At 49.9% G+C, this 17,045-nt stretch carries 17 protein-coding genes and 1 tRNA gene; 5 read left to right on the top strand and 13 right to left on the bottom strand.

Annotated features, from left to right (window positions below):
• Positions 1-11: 11 nt before the first annotated feature.
• From G8768_RS16200 to dksA, 8 genes are all read right to left on the bottom strand, one after another.
• Complete coding sequence (locus G8768_RS16200; RefSeq protein ID WP_166843204.1) at positions 12-668, bottom strand: deoxynucleoside kinase; 657 nt, start codon at positions 666-668, stop codon at positions 12-14.
• Complete coding sequence (gene folK, locus G8768_RS16195) at positions 665-1,162, bottom strand: 2-amino-4-hydroxy-6-hydroxymethyldihydropteridine diphosphokinase (RefSeq protein WP_166843205.1); 498 nt, start codon at positions 1,160-1,162, stop codon at positions 665-667. Before folK ends, G8768_RS16200 begins: the two co-directional genes overlap by 4 nt.
• Complete coding sequence (pcnB, locus tag G8768_RS16190; protein WP_166843206.1) at positions 1,159-2,520, bottom strand: polynucleotide adenylyltransferase PcnB; 1,362 nt, start codon at positions 2,518-2,520, stop codon at positions 1,159-1,161. The genes folK and pcnB overlap by 4 nt, the downstream gene beginning before the upstream one ends.
• 857 nt (positions 2,521-3,377) lie before the next feature.
• Positions 3,378-4,778, bottom strand: coding sequence for a sigma-54-dependent transcriptional regulator (locus tag G8768_RS16185; protein WP_166843207.1), 1,401 nt, complete (start codon positions 4,776-4,778; stop codon positions 3,378-3,380).
• 70 nt (positions 4,779-4,848) lie between these two features.
• Entirely contained in the window at positions 4,849-7,776 is a 2,928-nt protein-coding gene (locus G8768_RS16180) for an ATP-binding protein (protein ID WP_166843208.1), read from the bottom strand.
• Positions 7,773-7,952: a hypothetical protein gene (locus G8768_RS16175; protein ID WP_166843209.1), complete on the bottom strand. Its 180-nt coding sequence runs from the start codon at positions 7,950-7,952 to the stop codon at positions 7,773-7,775. Before G8768_RS16175 ends, G8768_RS16180 begins: the two co-directional genes overlap by 4 nt.
• A 122-nt stretch (positions 7,953-8,074) precedes the next feature.
• Positions 8,075-8,962 (bottom strand): tRNA glutamyl-Q(34) synthetase GluQRS, encoded by an 888-nt coding sequence (gluQRS, locus tag G8768_RS16170; protein ID WP_166843210.1) that lies wholly within the window; start codon positions 8,960-8,962, stop codon positions 8,075-8,077.
• 41 nt (positions 8,963-9,003) lie between these two features.
• A complete protein-coding gene (gene dksA / locus G8768_RS16165; protein WP_166843211.1) occupies positions 9,004-9,450 on the bottom strand; it encodes an RNA polymerase-binding protein DksA in 447 nt (148 codons plus the stop codon).
• A gap of 220 nt (positions 9,451-9,670) precedes the next feature.
• Between dksA and sfsA the strand changes: the two genes are divergently transcribed.
• Entirely contained in the window at positions 9,671-10,384 is a 714-nt protein-coding gene (gene sfsA, locus G8768_RS16160) for a DNA/RNA nuclease SfsA (protein WP_166843212.1), read from the top strand.
• Between the two features lie 27 nt (positions 10,385-10,411).
• Here sfsA and G8768_RS16155 read toward each other — a convergent pair whose 3' ends face one another.
• The 3 genes from G8768_RS16155 to G8768_RS16145 all read right to left on the bottom strand — a co-directional run bounded on the left by G8768_RS16155 (position 10,412) and on the right by G8768_RS16145 (position 12,444).
• Positions 10,412-11,317 (bottom strand): hypothetical protein, encoded by a 906-nt coding sequence (locus tag G8768_RS16155; RefSeq protein WP_166843213.1) that lies wholly within the window; start codon positions 11,315-11,317, stop codon positions 10,412-10,414.
• A 154-nt stretch (positions 11,318-11,471) separates the two neighbouring features.
• The gene (locus tag G8768_RS16150) at positions 11,472-11,807 is read right to left on the bottom strand and encodes a Rieske (2Fe-2S) protein (protein WP_166843214.1); all 336 of its coding nucleotides are present in this window, start codon (positions 11,805-11,807) and stop codon (positions 11,472-11,474) included.
• Between the two features lie 349 nt (positions 11,808-12,156).
• Positions 12,157-12,444 carry a TfoX/Sxy family protein gene (locus G8768_RS16145; protein ID WP_166843215.1) on the bottom strand — a complete coding sequence of 96 codons (288 nt, stop codon included), beginning with the start codon at positions 12,442-12,444 and terminating at the stop codon, positions 12,157-12,159.
• 213 nt (positions 12,445-12,657) lie between these two features.
• On the opposite strand from G8768_RS16145, the gene G8768_RS16140 reads away from it, so the two are divergent.
• The 3 genes from G8768_RS16140 (at position 12,658) to G8768_RS16130 (ending at position 15,023) form a co-directional block, all read left to right on the top strand.
• Positions 12,658-13,311: an HAD family hydrolase gene (locus tag G8768_RS16140; RefSeq protein ID WP_166843216.1), complete on the top strand. Its 654-nt coding sequence runs from the start codon at positions 12,658-12,660 to the stop codon at positions 13,309-13,311.
• 8 nt (positions 13,312-13,319) lie between these two features.
• Positions 13,320-14,147, top strand: a complete 828-nt coding sequence (gene cysE / locus G8768_RS16135; protein WP_243749513.1) for a serine O-acetyltransferase — start codon at positions 13,320-13,322, stop codon at positions 14,145-14,147.
• Between the two features lie 114 nt (positions 14,148-14,261).
• Positions 14,262-15,023 carry a hypothetical protein gene (locus tag G8768_RS16130; protein WP_166843217.1) on the top strand — a complete coding sequence of 254 codons (762 nt, stop codon included), beginning with the start codon at positions 14,262-14,264 and terminating at the stop codon, positions 15,021-15,023.
• A gap of 95 nt (positions 15,024-15,118) precedes the next feature.
• Here the strand turns inward: G8768_RS16130 and G8768_RS16125 are convergent.
• Both G8768_RS16125 and ppa read right to left on the bottom strand, forming a co-directional pair.
• A tRNA-Asn gene (locus tag G8768_RS16125) sits at positions 15,119-15,193 on the bottom strand.
• A gap of 157 nt (positions 15,194-15,350) precedes the next feature.
• Positions 15,351-15,887, bottom strand: coding sequence for an inorganic diphosphatase (ppa, locus tag G8768_RS16120; protein WP_166843218.1), 537 nt, complete (start codon positions 15,885-15,887; stop codon positions 15,351-15,353).
• A 271-nt stretch (positions 15,888-16,158) separates the two neighbouring features.
• On the opposite strand from ppa, the gene msrA reads away from it, so the two are divergent.
• Entirely contained in the window at positions 16,159-16,845 is a 687-nt protein-coding gene (gene msrA, locus G8768_RS16115) for a peptide-methionine (S)-S-oxide reductase MsrA (RefSeq protein ID WP_243749512.1), read from the top strand.
• The last annotated feature ends 200 nt before the right edge of the window (positions 16,846-17,045 follow it).

The raw sequence follows: 17,045 nt of genomic DNA, 5'->3' as shown, positions 1-17,045 counted from the left end.
TTAGCGATGTTCTACAAGGTAGGGTTCGGGTTGTAGTAATGTCGGCCTGAGTGAATGGTTTTCATGTACTCAAGCAGCTCGAAAAAGTGGTCGTCATTGTTCACCGGATCAATGTCACTGGCATTGACCATTAATAATGGTGAAGATTGATAATGGTGGAAAAACTGGGTGTAGGCGTCATTTAACTGTTGCAAATATTCCAGACTGATATTTTGTTCTTGTTCTATACCGCGCTGGTTAATGCGTTCGAACAACACCTCCGCTGGTGCTTGTAAGACCACAACCAAATCTGCAGTGGGTGCCTTGAATTTCAGGTGACTGAAAACTTGCTGATAAATCTTCAATTCATCTTCATCAAGTACCACATGGGCAAAAAGTTGGTCTTTATCGATAAGAAAATCGCAGATGGTGTTGCCTGTGAACAAATCATTTTGCTGCAAGCCTTCCAACTGACGAATGCGTTCGAACAAAAAGAAAAGCTGGGTTTGCAAGGCAAGTGATTTAGGATCGGAATAAAAGCGTGATAGAAAAGGATTGCTTTCGGTATTATCTAAAAGAGTACTTGCGCCCAAATGCTGAGCGAGTTTGCTGGCGAAGGCGGTTTTACCCACGCCAATTGGTCCTTCAATCGCGACTAGACGGCGAGAAATGTCGTCTGCATGACTCATAAAGTCTCCTCGTTCAGGCGTTGCAGCCCTTCCCAGCCTAATGCCTTTGCCAGGACTTTTAAAGATCCAATTGATGGAATTTCAAGTTCGCTGTTAATTTCCAGTAAAGGCAGTATGACAAAGTTTCGATGCTGCATCTGGGGGTGGGGGACGGTGAGACGTTCACTGTTTATATCGGTATTGCCATACAGCAGGATATCCAGATCGACGGTACGTGCGCCCCAGCGTTTCTCTCGTACCCGCCCAAGTTCGTGTTCTATGGATTGCAGCAGATCGAGAAGCGCTTCGGCGTCCAACTCTGTTGAAATTTCGCACACCGCATTTAAATAATCTGCCTGTTCCTCATCGTCGAGCGTCAGGGCTTTACTGCAATACCAGCTGGAACACTTGATGACTTTGCATTTCTGATTGTCATCGATCAATTTCAGGGCCATTCGCAGATTACTCTGCGTGTCTCCTTGATTGCCACCGAGTCCAATATAGGCTGCGATCATGAGGCAGGTTTGTCACTGTTGCCGCTGGGTTTGCGGCGCCTTCTTCTGGGGCGCTTGGGTTTGGGCAGCGCTTCAAGCATTTCGGTTTGGCGTTCTTCTGTCGCATCCTGGAATTCGGTCCACCAGCATCCCAGGCCCTGGCAGTCCTCTCCAGCGGCTTCCCTCAACAGCAGAAAGTCATAGGCGGCTCTGAAGCGTTTGTGTTCCATCAGGCGCAGCGCGCGTTTGCCGGAGCGCATAGGCAGGCGGCCCTGTAAGTCCCAGATTTCACGCATGGTAATCAAAAAGCGTTTCGGAATGGCGGTATGCTTCAACTGGGCATCAATAACTTGCTGGGATGCTTTGTGCATACGCATCGCCGGCGGGCTTTTGCTGTCCTGCTGTGCGAGTGCATCCTGGAGAGGGCCCCACAATAAGGCTGCCAGAATAAAGGCCGGTGTCACTCTTTGTTCATTGGCCAGACGACGGTCAGTGTTTTGCATCACTCTTTCGAGCAAGGCCTGGTCAATACTTTCACCATCCTGCAGGCGTTTGGCGGTTGCAGGAAACAAAGGCGTTAGAAGCTCGTATTCACACAGGCGCTTGAAGGTCGCTGTCGCGTAGCCACCTAAAAACAACTTCAGGCATTCATCAAACAAGCGGGCTGAGGAAATATTTTCCAATAGTGGCGCGAGTTCTTTAATAGGTGCGGCCGTATTGGGCTCAATATCAAAATCGAGCTTGGCGGCAAAACGGGCAGCCCTGAGTAAGCGAACCGGGTCTTCCTGATAACGAGTCTGAGGATCGCCAATCATTCGGATAAGGCGGTTTTCCAGATCGCTCATGCCATCGGTGTAATCGTGCAGCGTAAAGCCATCAAGGGAATAGTACAGCGCGTTAACGGTGAAATCCCGGCGCAGGGCATCCGAGCGTAAATCGCCGAAAACATTATCCCGCAACAACATGCCTTCTTTGGATTGGCGCGATTCAGTGCTGTTAGCGGCGCTATCATGATTGGCCCTGAAGGTGGTGACTTCAATGATTTCACGGCCAAAGCGAACATGAACAATACGGAATCGACGGCCGATAATGCGGGCACTGCGAAACAGTTTGCGAACCTGTTCAGGTGTCGCGTCTGTCGCCACATCAAAGTCTTTGGGATTGCCACCCAGTAGCGTATCGCGCACACCTCCGCCTACCAGATAAGCTTCAAAGCCGCCCTCGTTGAGGATTTTCATGACCTTCAGAGCGCTGCGGCTAATCTGCTTGCGTGAAATGCTGTGTTGATCGCGCGGGATAACCCGAGCCTCTTCAGGATATTCAAAATGATTGGGAGACTTGAAGAGATTATTAATAGAGCGGATAACGCGTGTAAACATAATGTCAGCAGGGCAGGGCCAGATTCTCGGCTATATTGGGCAATAAGGGGCTGCTCTCGGGCAAGCTTGATATTGCGTTTTTAGAATGGGGCGAAGTGTAACATGGTTATTCCGCCAGGCCCATTTTGGGGAATATCGGTAGCACCTGAAGAATTTGGGGTAAGTGGGAAATAAAACAAGCAGATAGCAAAACGGGAAGTAAAAACTTCCCGTTCAAGCAAGATGGTAATTGATTAACGAATACCTCGTTATTGTTATTAGCGGGGCTAATCCCTGCCCCCATTAGCAACTTGCTTTTCTGGCAAACCCTGTCCAGTGCAGTCAGTCAGTTTTACGCTTGTTATTGTTATTTTTTGTTGTTGTGCTTATTTTTAGAGGTCAGCAGTATCAATATGGTCACTACTGTAATTGTTTATGCATTAACCATGCATATTAACTATCGTTATTATTATTGTTGCTGTTGATTTATTTTTATTATTTGTTGTTGTTATGTGGCGACTATAAAAGCACTTACCGTGCCAAAAGTGAAAATTGCTTTTAAAACAACGGCTTAGGAAAATTCCTTGCAAAATTTAAATTGTTTGCTACTCGGATTCGTTACCTAAAGCCTCGTTGATTGTTACATCTCGGCGAAAACAGGTAACACTTTAGTCTAGTTCGGGGAACTTTTTCGTCAATTTCTGGTAGCGCTCAGAGGATTTGGCTGAAAAACGAGCGCTTCCCGGAATTTTATTGGGTCAATTGACTTAAAAATTGAGCAAGGGCATTCGTTTCCACATAAATGGAAAGGGCCAGGGTATGTGCCTGATAGATCCGATGAAATTGTTTTTAGGTGGCGCTTTTGGCAGGCGATCGTTTTACTTGGCAGCTTGCTGGTTGGCTTTTTTACGCGGAATGCCCAGGCGCTGACGTCGCTCCCATAGGCATTTGCGACTGACCCCAAGCTTACGTGCCAGTTCGGTTTCACTCATTGTATCTTGATGTTCGAGAACAAAGCGTTGGAAGTAGTCTTCCAGAGACAGGTCTTCAGCGGGTTCTTGCGATGGTTTGCGAGCTTGCAGGGTGGATTGGATGATTTTCAGATCGGTGGGGTCGTCAATTTCCACCAGATCGAGGTCAATGCCAAGCAGATCGTGGGAAATTTCGCTTTCATCTTCACAGAGAATCACACTGCGCTGAATCGCGTTTTCCATTTCACGCACATTGCCCGGCCAGGTGTAGGTTGTGATCGCCTGGATGGCTTCCGGGCTCAGGCGTAGCAATGGCTTTTTGAAAGACTCGCAATAGCGGCCCAGCATATGTTCTGCCAGTGCGACGACATCTTTACCACGCTCTCGCAGGGGCGGCAGGTTTAACTGCAACACGTTGATTCGAAAATACAGATCCTGTCGGAAGCGGCCTTCATCAGACAGCTTCCGCAGATCCCGGTGGGTAGCCGCAACGAGGCGAACATCCACCTTTTGGGACTCTATCGAGCCAATGGGCCGCACTTCACCTTCTTGTAAGACTCGGAGCAAGCGAGCCTGAGCTTCCAGGGGCAGCTCACCAATTTCATCCAGAAACAAAGTGCCGCCGTCGGCTGCTGCGATCAAGCCTTCTCGGTGGCTGTCTGCACCGGTAAAAGCGCCTTTCTCATGGCCAAACAGCTCGGATTCAATCAGCGTTTCAGGAATGGCTGCGCAATTCACGCTGATCAGCGGGTTTTGAGCGCGAGGGCTTTCCTGATGAATTGCCTTGGCGGCCAGTTCTTTACCGGTACCGGTTTCACCGTGCACCAAGACAGTGGCATCGGTGGGCGCGACTTTATGAATGCGGTTGTAGAGGGTTTTCATGACCTGGCTGTTGCCAATCATGCCGGCAATCGCCTGGCTGGATGATTTTGATTTGCTGAGGGCTTTGGCGGCGGCATTGGCCTTACCGATGGCTCGGCGAACCGAGGCCAGCATTTCATCGTGATCAAAGGGCTTGGCGATATAGTCCACGGCGCCCATTCGCATGGAATCGACCGCCGAGCGAAGGCTCGCATAGCTGGTCATAATCAGGACGGGAATATCTCCTGCCAGCTGAATCAAATCGGTACCCGGGCCACCGGGCAGGCGTAAGTCACTGATGATAAGTTCGAAGTTGGTGAGCTTGTATTTGGTCGTGGCTTCTTTGACTGAGCTGGCTTCGTTAACGGTATATTTATGGCGCTCCAGCAATTTGCGTAATGCGGTGCGGATGATGGCCTCATCTTCAACAATCAAAATGTTGCTCATAACTTAGCTGCTCGGTCGATCAGTGTTACTGTTACTTAATTCGCTAGTGTTACCTTCATGGCGCTCAGATTCAAGGCTTAAGAGGAAATTTTAAGATGAATTGCGCGCCTGAAGGGGTACTTTCCGGACCCAGATTGTGAATTTCCACGCTGCCAGAATGCTCTTCCATAATGCTGAAGACCATTGCCAGGCCTAGTCCTGTGCCCTCTCCGGGGTCTTTAGTGGTGAAGAAGGGCTCTAAAATGCGATCCATGATGGCGCTGGAAATACCTGGTCCCTGATCCGTTACCCTAAGTATCAGCTGTTGTTGGTTTTGTTCGGCATCAATAGTCACCACGCCGTCTTCCGGACTGGCATCGCGGGCATTGCTCAGCAGATTGATGAAGACTTGAATCAGTCTCTGGCTGTCCCCCTGAATTTGAGCGTCCTGTGGAACGGTATTCACAAATTGCAGGTCGGGCTTTTCCGTGTGGAGTTTCAGCAGATGAATGGCTTCTTCAACACATTCGTGAATATGGATGTTTTGCAGCTGGCTTTGATCGGCCTGGCCGGTATGGGAGAAGTTCACCAAAGATTGCACGATGCGGGTAATGCGGTCGGTTTGTGACAGAATCTGGTCGACTGTGTCCTGGGTATCTTCAGGCTCCGACTCATAACGCAGGTTTTGCGCGAGGCAGGCAATGCCCGTTACCGGGTTGCCGATTTCATGGGCAACACCTGCAGCAAGGCGCCCCACTGATGCCAGACGCTCATTGTGCATCAGCTCCTGTTCCAGTCGATGGGTTTCGGTAACGTCTTCCAACAGGATCACGGTACCTTGAGAGCGTCCCTCCATGGGGGTTTGTACCTTGGCTTTGTGAAGACTGATCCAGTGGGGGATATCACCAATTTGCACTTCCTGATTGGCCCAGTGCTCATCGCCACTGTGGTAAAAATTTCGAATCACTGGCCCCCAGGGAGGTGGCAGCTCATCCAGGTGAGAGCCATTAATCTGCTTGCCCGGCAGGCGAGTCAGGGCATCCATGGCTTTATTCCACAGAACGAATTCCAGATCCTGGCCAATGGAACAAACTGCCATGGGCAGTTCCTGCAAGGTCTGGCGATGGTAAAGCCTGAGCTTGTTGAGTTCGGCGGGCAAACCCAGCAACTCGTTTTGATTTTGGGCCAGACGTTCCTCCATCAGGGTGACGTCCGTCGAAGAGCTTTTGTGTTTTCTCAGGGGAATGTGCTTGTTGATAATGTCCTGGGCCATGTTAACCCCGAGAATGCCACTGAGGTTGGCTTCCAATTGATCGCGTAGTCGTCGAAGTGCATATGGGCGGCGTTCGTTGTCATCGATTTTGAGTTGCTGCAAGGCTTTGTTGATGGCATCTCGGCTTGGACCCCCGCCGAGTGCCAGGCTTAATCTCTTTTCAACATCGGGCACGGAAAACACATCCAGGCTGCTGCGCATAGGTTGGCTTAACTCATTTTCGGCACAGAGTTCAGCGCTGTAAATTTCTTCGGCGGTGGCTTGGCTACGCAGGGATACCCAGGCAAAAATAATGCTGTTGATGGTCAGCGACAGCAGTGCAACGGTATCCCAGTGTTCCAGTCCCAATTGCAAGTGGGGACCGTAGCCCAGGTTGATGCTTTTAATATTGAACAGGGTTGGCAGGGCCAGGCCAAATAACCAAATGGCCGCACCCGCACTTAAGCCGGCCAGAAAACCTTGACGATTGCCACTGGGCCAATAGCTAATGGCAATTAAGCCAGGAACAAATTGTGCGCCCGCAATAAAGCTTAGCAGGGCCATTTCGGTCAGGCTGTGCTGCCCCCGCCACAGACTATAAAGACCGAGAATCAACACCATCAAACCGACAATCGCCAACTGCTGCAAACGTTTTAACTGACGGCTCAGGCCGCTGCCTCTTCGGATGCCGGTTAAAGGCAGCAAGCAATGATTCACGACCATAGTACTTAAGCTGATAAGTATTGTGACCAAAGCCGTTGCCGACGCAGAAGCACCAGCGATAAACATAATCAGTGTCCAGCTTGGTCGCTCCATCGAGGCGGGTAGACCCAGGGCAAAATATTCCGGAGCCGTCAGTACTCCGCGTTCAAAGCCCGCCCATAAAATTGGAAAGATCGGTAGCGCCAACAGCAATAGCAGTGTGGGAAATGCCCAGGGCAGAATGCGTTTTATATTGCCTTTAGGTTGCTGAATTACCGCGCTGTGAAATAAATTAGGCGTAATCAGAGAGCTGGCGATAAAGACCAATAATAAGGTATGCGAAGAAGTTTCCCGCAAAGGTGAATACAGTAGTGCGACATTATCCGGGTGTTCCAGAAGCCAGGTGTCGAGCTGCTCCAAACCACCGAATACCGAAAAGATTGCGAGTAATCCAATGGCGTTAAAGGCAAAAACTTTAACGATTGTGTCAAAGGCCAGTACCAAAGGCAGTCGAGAATAATGCTGTTTGTTGGCGGCGATAAGACTAATGGCCAACACAAACGTAGCAAAGCCCAATGTCACTAGATCGTTGCTGCGCAAGCTGTCTTCATTGAAGTGTTGGCCTTGGGTAATCAGTTCGTAGCTGACTGACAAACTTTGAAGCTGTGCAGCCAGTAAGGGCATCAGTGCCAGTGCGAGAAAAATGGTGGCGAGTTGTCCGGCGCCATTACTGTGGTATCGAAAGACCAGCAAATCTGCCAGAGATTGCAATTGATAACGTCGACACAGTTCGGCAAGGGGCGCGAGGGCCAGAGGCGCAAATAAAAATAAGGTACCCGTTCCGAGGTAATACGCAAATGCACCATAGCCGTATTCCAACGCCAGTTGGCTTGAACCATACAGACTCCAGGCGCTGGCAAAAACGCCAAGTGCGAGGGTGTGAGTCAGTGGGTGCTGGCTTAAACGTTTTGCCCAGCGAAATTTTCCGGCGACAAAAAGCAGGCCCAATAAAAATAACAGGTAAGCGGCAGTAGCTGCGATAACCCAGGTTTCACTGAGAGTCATGGTTGATCGTCTTTCCGCCAGGGTTGATAAACAAATACGGCGGCCAGGATCATAAAGAACCATATGATATACGGCCTCAACCAGCTTCCTTCCGGGTTGATCATCCAGTTAAGCAGAGTGGGTGAAAACACGTAGGCAATAATGAGTACGGCGATTAAAAGTTGTTGATTGTTCATGCCGACAAAGCTCGTAGAATCGTAATCATATTTGCACTCGCCATTTTGCCTTCTTAAGGCGCAGACAGTGCTGGAATAGTACTGGATGCGGGCTGTTTTTTAAACACAACTTGGTGCAAGGTTTATGGGGCGCCAGCGCCTCTTGGCAGACTTTGTGGAACCTTGTGTATATCCCAGTGTTGTTCGGCCCAGGCCAACAATGTTTTACAGTTGGCATAGCGCAGATCTGAGGGTGGCTCTTGTCCAAGCATCTGTAGGCAGTCGTGAAGGTTTTCACTGGCTCGATTGAGTTCCAAAGCCGGCGCGTGATTTTGTTTACTGAGCTTTTGGCCCTGGTCATTCATGATGAGTGGCAGATGGCAGTATTCAACCGGGGCTTGCCCCAGACTTTGGTAGAGAAAAATTTGGCGAGCGGTGGAATCCATCAAATCGCTGCCACGCACGATGTGCGTTACACCGAAATCGATATCGTCGACCACCACAGCAAGTTGATAGGCGAACAAGCCGTCTTTGCGAAGTAATACAAAATCGCCAACGTCTTTTTTCAATGATTGCTGTTGTTCACCTTGCAAGGTATCGGAAAATTGGATCTGTCGATCTTCATAGGAGATCCGCCATGCCCAGTTTGGACTGTTCAGCGGGATATGGGCATGCTCGCAGCGACCGTTGTGAATGCCGCCATTGGCGCTGAGCATTTGACGGGAGCAGCGACAGGGAAAGAGCTTTTTCTGGTCCAGAAGTTGCTCAAGCACTTCGATGTAGCGTTCGCTTCGCTGGCTTTGAAAACAGATGTCACCATCGTGTTCCAGTCCATGCGCTTCAAGTGCACGAATAATGTCGTCTATCGCGCCGACTTGTTCTCGGGGAGGGTCGAGGTCTTCGATGCGCAGCAGCCATTGGCCTTGTTGTGATTTGGCTTCCAGAAAACTTGCCAATGCAGCGAGCAATGAGCCCATGTGCAGCGGGCCGGTGGGGGAGGGGGCGAAACGGCCGATGTATTGAGTAGGCATGGGGGTGATGCAGCCCGCAAGGGGCTGCACTGGAATTTGGCTTAACCGCCGATTTGTTTTTCTTTAATTTCGTCGAGAGTTTTGCAGTCGACACATAAAGTAGCGGTTGGGCGGGCTTCCAGACGACGAATGCCGATTTCTACGCCACATGCATCGCAAAAGCCGTAGTCATCATTCTCGATGCGCTCCATCGTGGAGTCGATCTTTTTGATCAATTTACGTTCACGATCACGGGTGCGCAGTTCCAGGCTGAATTCTTCTTCCTGGCTGGCGCGGTCGGCCGGGTCCGGGAAGTTGGCAGCTTCATCCTTCATGTGGCTCATGGTGCGATCAACTTCTTCCATGAGCTCGGTTTTCCACGCTTGCAGCAGGCCCTTAAAATGCTCGACCTGCTTGTCGTTCATGTATTCTTCGCCTTTCTTTTCTTTATAAGGCTCGAATCCTCTCAAGGTAAAGCCAGCTGTGGCCTCTTTTTTGTTACTGGGCATATCATGCGCCTCTACTTATTTCCACAGACCCGCATGTTGGGGCTGTTTTCCTTAATTCAAGGGTCCCTAAATCGAACGGTGCAAGCTACCAGAAGTCAATCCCGGGTGCCAGTAGTTTTTGGCTTAATCGGTGTTTTCTTGGTATGCATCACTACGTCGATTATGAGCCCTATGACAACAACGTTAAACTATCTACAGCCTAAACTATAGAGTGTTATTTATGTTGTTTTCTCCGCCGCTGATCCAGGGGCAGCTAATTCGCCGTTATAAACGCTTTCTTGCTGATGTTATCGGCCCAAGTGGCGAAGAATTAACCATTCACTGCCCAAATACGGGTTCCATGAAGCATTGTATGATGGAAGGTCGTCGGGTTTGGTACTCCACTTCTGACAACCCTAAGCGCAAATACCCGCATACCTGGGAGATTTCCGAGAATGAGCAGGGTGATCTTATCGGTGTGAACAGCGCCGCAGCCAATGGGCTTCTAGAGGAGGCCCTGAATGCTGGTATGGTTCAGGAATTGGCAGCCTATGGTGAATTTCGTCGAGAGGTGAAGTTGCCTGGCGGCAAGCGTTTGGATTTTCTCTTGGAAGGTAATCCAGATGATCCGCGTCCTTGTTATCTCGAGGTCAAAAGCATGACCTTGATGCGGGAGCCGGGTTTGGCTGAGTTTCCCGATGCGGTGACCAAGCGCGGTCGCGAACACGTGTTAGAGCTTAAGGGGCTGGTTGAAGGCGGAGCCAGGGCCATTCTGTTTTTTTGTGTCCAGCACAGTGCCGCCAAATGTTTTGATGTCGCGGCTGATATTGATCCAGATTATGCAGCGGCCTTGGAAGAGGCGCTGCAAGCAGGCGTTGAGCTGATCGCTTACAAGGCCGTATTCTCTGACAATGAAATTAAACTGAGCGCTGAGTCGCTACCAAGGTCTCGTTAAGCCTGAGAACAATTTGTTCACAAACCCCTAGTTTTTAGGCTTGAACTGAATCAGTAATTGCAGGGGAAGTTGCCATTGGGTGAGGATGTGTTGGGCTTCCTTCTGTTCGAGGAGTCCCTGATTGAACAGCAGGCAGCTATAGCTGGCAATCAAACATTCCTCTAATGTTTTTTCCAGTAGTGGATCTTTGTGGCTCGTTTTGTTGGGAATCAGTGCGTCGATAACCGTCGGTTGCAATTGCCAGTCTTTTGCGAACTTATGGGATAGCTCGGCAGCGTTTTGTTCAAGACAATCATAGGCCAGCCATTCAATTGCATCCGCCTGATCCGGGCGGCGTCCCAGGGAGGCGTGCAAAAATCGAAAGCAACTGATCACGCCGGCCAGTTTCATGCAGAGTATCGTGCACAGTGTGTGGCTTTCCCCCAGCTTGTGGGTGGCCAAGTGGCGACCGATACTGATTGCAAAATTTAAATATAACCAGTGTTGCTGATGCAGTTCGGGTGCAATACTTCGGCTTGTTTGAAAGCTGGTCTTCAAGGCGGGTAACAGTAATTTGCTGGCATGAAGGTCAATACTGTTTGCGCTCAGCCGGTTTGCCCCGAGCGGCGTTACTTTGCAGTTGGGATTGTAGGGTAGGATATCTTCATCAAGGCAGCGGTTTAGGCTTTCCACACGCTCTGCAAAACTCAAACGTTCCAATTGAAAAAGGACTTTGGGCCACAAAGGCTCGTAGGTTTTGCGTGCTTTGTTGGAACGCAATAGCAGATGCAAATCACGATTACTTTCTTCGATCCAGACATTGCTTTTAGCTGGAGCGGGTGGTCTGCCACGATAAAGAAAGGAACAAAAGCGCTCTTCCAGCTCCTGTTTCAGCTGTAAGCGAACTTGTCCGATAAAACTTGAAGGACTTGGATTCTGTGCATGCTGTGGCATCCTTGACTCCTGCTGCGTTACCCATCCTGGGTGAAATGTTGAAGCTCAATGGTTGAAACTCTATAGCTGAGCCTTGGCGTTAATGATTATTGTAGGGCGATGATTGCATTTGGGTAAATACTCATTTTTGCTTACAAAGTCGCCTATTATTGCTTTATCCACTTTCGACGCAGGCTTGCCACTGTTGATCTTGCTTTCGCAGCGTCAGTGCTTGCAATTGTTGGCCTGTACAGGGGCCGGCAACACATCGGCCATCCTTAATGGTAAACAGTGCACCGTGGCTGGCGCATTGAATCAGACTCTTGTCGACATCCAGAAAGGTATCAGCTTTCCATTCCAGATTGATTTGCTGATGGGGGCAGCGATTATGATAGGCATACAGTTGCCCGAACTTCTTCACTAGAAAATAGGGCGCGCCGGCCAGCTCAAAGCCTTTGCAGTCACCTTCATCAAGGGTTTCGGGATTAAAGGGGAGAGGGTGCCAGCTCATAATCGCGCTCAAAAGCCGAACTGTAACACATAAAAAAACGGCTACCCGAAGGTAGCCGACAACCGTGATTAGCCTGATAAGGAGAAGTGACTCGAAAAGCCGCTTCGTGTTGAACGTCGCCGTTCAACAGTGCTAATAATAATGATTATCACTTCTTTGTCAACTGCAAATAAGAATTATTTTTATTAAATTGATCTGGAGCAAACTGATGTGAGCGAAACCAGCAAAAAAGGCACGGTGTTGAGAGGCGTGGATACGGTATGTGGTCTAGGCGTGTGAACAAGGCGTGTAAAACGGTACCGCCTGAAACCCAAGGCGGTGCGTTGATTCTGACAGAGAAAGCGAGGCGTCAGTGGGGCGTATCTTCTTCCAAGCAAAAGTTATCCGCTTCCTGGACCAACTGATCTTTGGCTTCTTGACTGAGTTCGTTCCAGTGTCTGTCGTCTAAAGCCCCCTGGAGAGCGTAAAGCATGACTTTGGAAACGTGTATTCCACGTTGTTTTATGCGCACGTAGGCTTGCACAGGCCCCATCGCCTGCAGCTCATTTCGTGAGTGCACGCCAATGGCGTTGAGGATGTTGACCGTAGCAATCCCTAGATTTTTGAGCTGAAGTAGCTCACTATCGCGGTCGGACATAAGGCTAGATTCCCATTTTCGTTATATTTATTGTTAATAACCCAGCGGGTCTTAATGGAGAAAGCTAAGCCTTATAATACATCCTGTGCCCCAGAGCGCAAATTTTATCCTGCCGCTGATATTTGCATGGGATGACTGAGGTGTCACGGCTTGGCGCCTGTGCCTTCATGGGCTTTTCTGCAGGTGCTTCAAACGGAGAATTCGGATCTTTTTATGCTGGTGATATTTGATTGTGATGGTGTCATTGTCGACAGTGAGATTATTGCGGCTCAGGTTTTTGCTGAGCATCTACAGGGCCTGGACCTGAATGTCACGCCCGAAGAGTGTTTTGCCCGGTTTAAGGGCTATTCGATGAAAACCTGTATGAAGGAACTGGTGGAAATGCTGGGTGGGCCTATCCCGGAACACTTTCTTCGGGGTATGCAAGCCGAAACCTTCGCGCGATTTGAAAGTGAGCTGAAGGCAATTTCCGGGATAGAGCATGCCATTAGTGGTGTTGAGCGTGATGGCTGGCGTACTTGCATAGCCTCTGGAGGTAGCCATTCAAAAATGCGGGTTACCCTTGGCAAAGTGGGCCTGTGGGAGCACTTTGAAGGTCGTATCTACAGTGCTGTCGATGTGGTCAACGGCAAGCCAGCTCCCGATATCTTTCTTTATGCGGCCGAACAGGAAGCTGTTGCTCCGGAGCGCTGCGTGGTGATCGAAGATTCCCAGGCCGGGGTGGAAGCGGCGCTGGCGGCTGAAATGCCGGTGTTCTTTTACGATCCACAGGAAGAAGGGCTGAGAGACAAGGCTTTGCTGGCGCACGATAGGGTTTACCCATTTTGCCAAATGGCGCAACTCCCCGCCCTATTAAAGATGATGTAATGATTTAGATGACTGATGAGGATGGTGATTTGATGACAGCAGAGGCGACGGCCGAAGCGAGCCAAATTTGGTCCCAATTATTAAATGAAGCCCAGGCGGCCAGCGCTACGGAGCCCTGCCTGGCAAGTTACTACCATGGCGCGGTACTGAATCATCGAGATTTACCGGCGTCATTGAGTTTCCACCTTGCCAATAAGCTGGATTCCCACGCGGTACCGGCAATGATGTTGCGTGAAGTGATTGCTGGGGCTTATTGCGAAGAGCCCCGGATGATCTCGGCAGCGATTGCCGATATGAAAGCCTATTACGAACGTGATCCCGCCTGCGATCAATATCTGATGCCTTTCTTGTACTTCAAGGGCTTTCAGGCCGTGCAATCCTATCGAGTGGCCAATTATCTCTGGCGACAAGAGCGCAAAACCCTGGCTTTGTACTTCCAAAATCAAATTTCTCAGGAATTCGGTGTCGATATTCATCCTGCGGCCAGCCTGGGTAAGGGCATAATGATCGACCATGCGACGGGCGTTGTTATCGGTGAAACTGCGGTCATTCACAACGATGTGTCCATGTTGCATTCGGTGACATTGGGCGGTTCCGGCTGTGAGGGGGGTAAGCGCCACCCGACCGTTTGCGAGGGTGTGTTGATCAGTGCGGGTGCCAAGGTTTTGGGTAACATTTGCATTGGGCGACAGGCTAAAATCGGGGCGGGCAGTGTGGTTTTGTCTTCTGTGCCGGCGCACACCACAGTGGCGGGTGTACCCGCTAAACCTGTAGGAGCGTCATCCGGGCGCCCCGCTCTGGACATGGATCAGCAATTGGATGATTGTTGCGATTGAGTCTGGATGCCGACGATAAAGCGCAATTTATTGCGCTTTTGCTGAATAAGATCTAGCTTATATTTTAAGAGCAGTATAAAGCTTGTTAGAAAAGGGCTTTGTCCCAGGGTGTTTATGGCAAACGAACGATACAACTTGGTATTCCGTGGAGATATTGTGCTTGGGCATAAAATCGCCGATGTTAAGTTGCGCCTTGGAAAACTCTTTAAGGTGAATGACGCCCAGCTGGAACGCCTGTTTTCAGGCCGCCCGGTGGTAATCAAAAAGAGCCTTCCCAAAGCTGAAGCGGATCGCTATACCGAAGCCTTGCAGCAAGCTGGTGCGCAAGTTGAGATACAGGCTATCAACAAAGCAACTGCGACGCCCATTGAGCAGGCGACAGCCAAAAAGAAAAAGCCATTGGCTGAACGATTGGCTGAGCAGGCGGCTGCCGGTGATATGCAGGGGGCCAGTGGTGCTGCCGCTTTTGCACCCAAAAACATTCCTGTGCCGGTGGTCGAAGAATCTGAGCCGGAAGAAGAGGGTTTGGTGTTAGCGCCGGTAGGCAGCATTCTGTTGGCCGATCAGTACCGGGAGGATGAACCTGTTCCGGATATCCAGCCGGTCGAAACAGATCTCCGTCCCATGCAAGGCAATCTGCTGGACGCGGAGGAAATGAAAAAAGAGGTTCCGCCAATAGGCGTGGATTTGAGTGGCATCAGTCTTGCTGAGCCTGGAGAGGACCTTCTGGATGAGGCCCATAAGCCGTTGCCGGTTCCAGAAGTCGACGCCCCGGATATTGATTTGGCGCCGGTGGGTTCTGATCTTGGTGAAAAGAAGATTGAGGCGGCACCTCTGAATTTTGATCTCTCGGATATTCAGCTGATGGAGCGTTGATCCATCCGTACCCCTGGCGGGTGTTTCCCTGAATGACAAACATAAAAAAAGGCCATCCTGAGATGGCCTTTTTTCGTTGCCCGTTTGGGCTTGTATGGCTCCGGCACCTGGGATCGAACCAGGGACCAATAGATTAACAGTCTACTGCTCTACCGCTGAGCTATGCCGGATTTGCGTCTGTCTTCGTCGACAGCGGCGCGCATATTACCACAATGATGGCTTTTGAAAAGCTTTTTTTTCCAATTCACTCATTTTTTTTCAAGGCCGCTGAATGTTTATACAAATCGAGCGGCTTTGAAACTAAGTTACTGAGCTTAAAGCAAAAATTTACTTCTCTTCCTGCAAGTGGCGCTCGCGAGATTCCATGATTTCCTTGCGTGCTGCGTCCGCGTTGTCCCAACCGTCAACTTTTACCCACTTCTCTGGCTCAAGGGCTTTGTAGTTCTCGAAGTAGTGTTCGATTTGCTTGATCAGCAACTCAGGCAGGTCAGCAATTTCGTTTACGTCGTCGTACAGTTTAGTCAGCTTGCTGTGTGGTACGGCCAGCAACTTGGCGTCAGGACCGGATTCGTCGGTCATGTTCAAAACACCAATCGGGCGGCTGCGGATAACGGCACCAGGCATGACCGGATAAGGGCTAACAACCAATACATCCAGCGGGTCACCATCTTCAGACAGAGTTGCTGGAATATAGCCGTAGTTGGCTGGGTAGAACATCGGGGTCGCAACAAAGCGGTCGACATAAACGGCGTCAGCGTCTTTTTCAATCTCGTATTTAATAGGATCTGCGTTAGCAGGGATCTCGATGACTACATTGATGTCGTTAGGCAAATCGTTGCCAGCTGGGATCTTGTCGAAGCTCATGATGCTACTCTACTGGTTGGTTTGGCCCCGAAACGCTGGGGCGGTACATAAGTTGGGGGCGAATTATATACGTCCTGCGCGGGCTGTGGCTATATAGATTAAGGTTTAATCACTCGAGATAGGGTCTTGGCGAGGCCGAAAATAAAGATGTGAGAAATTCTGGATAACAAAGCGCCTGGAAGCAGGTACATTGCGGCTATGTCTATATCAGGGTGTCCTGAATCAAGGCGCAATACATCATTGAAAGGGCTATTAGTAAATGGGGGATGGAATGACGATAAACGGTAGTGATATGACAAAACGCGCGGGACTCAAGAGATGGGCGGTTTCCGCCTGCTTTGGAGTGGCAACGGTGCTGGGTGCAATGGGGGCCGCCGCTGAGGAACTGGCGACAGCCACGTTTGCTGGCGGGTGCTTTTGGTGTATGGAAAAACCCTTTGACCAGATTGAGGGGGTACACAGCACTGTTTCAGGGTATATCGGCGGTCATAAGGTGAATCCGACTTATCGTCAGATTTCTGGAGGAAAGACTGGCCACACAGAAGCCGTGGAAATTAAATACGACCCAGGCAAGGTCAGCTTTGAGGAACTGCTGCAGGTGTTTTGGCGAAACGTCGATCCTTTTGATGGTAAAGGTCAGTTCTGTGATAAGGGCAGTCAGTACCGCCCGGGCATTTTCTTTCACAGTGCAGCACAGGAAAAAAGTGCCATCGAGAGTTTGAATGCTCTGAAGCAGGGTGAGCTTAAAGGTGCCCTGGACGCTGGCGAAAAAGTTGAGGTTGAAATTACCGCGGCGAGTACATTTTATGATGCGGAAGATTATCATCAGAACTATTATCAAAAGAATCCCGTACGCTATCACTATTACCGCTATCGCTGCGGACGTGATGCACGTTTGGAAGCCATTTGGGGGCCAGCGGAAAAAGGCGAGAAAGTCGACAAACCCAAATTGGAATAGATGGAAAACGCAATCGAAGTAGATTGGTAAAAGGCGACTGAGGGGGCATATGAGAATTTGCATGTTTCTTCTGACAGAGTTAAAAATACCCTATAGGCTCAAATCTATAGGGTATTTTTTTGACTCATGTTTTCTTGCGAAGTGTGTAAATCTTATTTGTCGTCAATAAGGGGCATTGGACGGCCGCTAGACAATAGGGA

The sequence above is a fragment of the Pseudoteredinibacter isoporae genome (assembly GCF_011602085.1).
Lineage (GTDB): Bacteria > Pseudomonadota > Gammaproteobacteria > Pseudomonadales > Cellvibrionaceae > Pseudoteredinibacter > Pseudoteredinibacter isoporae.
This window is presented reverse-complemented; position numbering and strand designations above follow the sequence as displayed.

Excerpts from the sequence above, each read along its gene's own strand:
- G8768_RS16155 (WP_166843213.1), bottom strand. The coding sequence starts at position 11,317 with ATGCCACAGCATGCACAGAATCCAAGTCCTTCAAGTTTTATCGGACAA.
- G8768_RS16185 (WP_166843207.1), bottom strand. The coding sequence starts at position 4,778 with ATGAGCAACATTTTGATTGTTGAAGATGAGGCCATCATCCGCACCGCA.
- pcnB (WP_166843206.1), bottom strand. The coding sequence starts at position 2,520 with ATGTTTACACGCGTTATCCGCTCTATTAATAATCTCTTCAAGTCTCCC.
- ppa (WP_166843218.1), bottom strand. The coding sequence starts at position 15,887 with ATGAGCTTCGACAAGATCCCAGCTGGCAACGATTTGCCTAACGACATC.
- G8768_RS16150 (WP_166843214.1), bottom strand. The coding sequence starts at position 11,807 with ATGAGCTGGCACCCTCTCCCCTTTAATCCCGAAACCCTTGATGAAGGT.
- G8768_RS16180 (WP_166843208.1), bottom strand. The coding sequence starts at position 7,776 with ATGACTCTCAGTGAAACCTGGGTTATCGCAGCTACTGCCGCTTACCTG.
- sfsA (WP_166843212.1), top strand. The coding sequence starts at position 9,671 with ATGTTGTTTTCTCCGCCGCTGATCCAGGGGCAGCTAATTCGCCGTTAT.
- G8768_RS16200 (WP_166843204.1), bottom strand. The coding sequence starts at position 668 with ATGAGTCATGCAGACGACATTTCTCGCCGTCTAGTCGCGATTGAAGGA.
- G8768_RS16145 (WP_166843215.1), bottom strand. The coding sequence starts at position 12,444 with ATGTCCGACCGCGATAGTGAGCTACTTCAGCTCAAAAATCTAGGGATT.
- dksA (WP_166843211.1), bottom strand. The coding sequence starts at position 9,450 with ATGCCCAGTAACAAAAAAGAGGCCACAGCTGGCTTTACCTTGAGAGGA.
- folK (WP_166843205.1), bottom strand. The coding sequence starts at position 1,162 with ATGATCGCAGCCTATATTGGACTCGGTGGCAATCAAGGAGACACGCAG.
- cysE (WP_243749513.1), top strand. The coding sequence starts at position 13,320 with ATGACTGATGAGGATGGTGATTTGATGACAGCAGAGGCGACGGCCGAA.
- msrA (WP_243749512.1), top strand. The coding sequence starts at position 16,159 with ATGACGATAAACGGTAGTGATATGACAAAACGCGCGGGACTCAAGAGA.
- G8768_RS16140 (WP_166843216.1), top strand. The coding sequence starts at position 12,658 with ATGCTGGTGATATTTGATTGTGATGGTGTCATTGTCGACAGTGAGATT.
- G8768_RS16175 (WP_166843209.1), bottom strand. The coding sequence starts at position 7,952 with ATGAACAATCAACAACTTTTAATCGCCGTACTCATTATTGCCTACGTG.
- G8768_RS16130 (WP_166843217.1), top strand. The coding sequence starts at position 14,262 with ATGGCAAACGAACGATACAACTTGGTATTCCGTGGAGATATTGTGCTT.
- gluQRS (WP_166843210.1), bottom strand. The coding sequence starts at position 8,962 with ATGCCTACTCAATACATCGGCCGTTTCGCCCCCTCCCCCACCGGCCCG.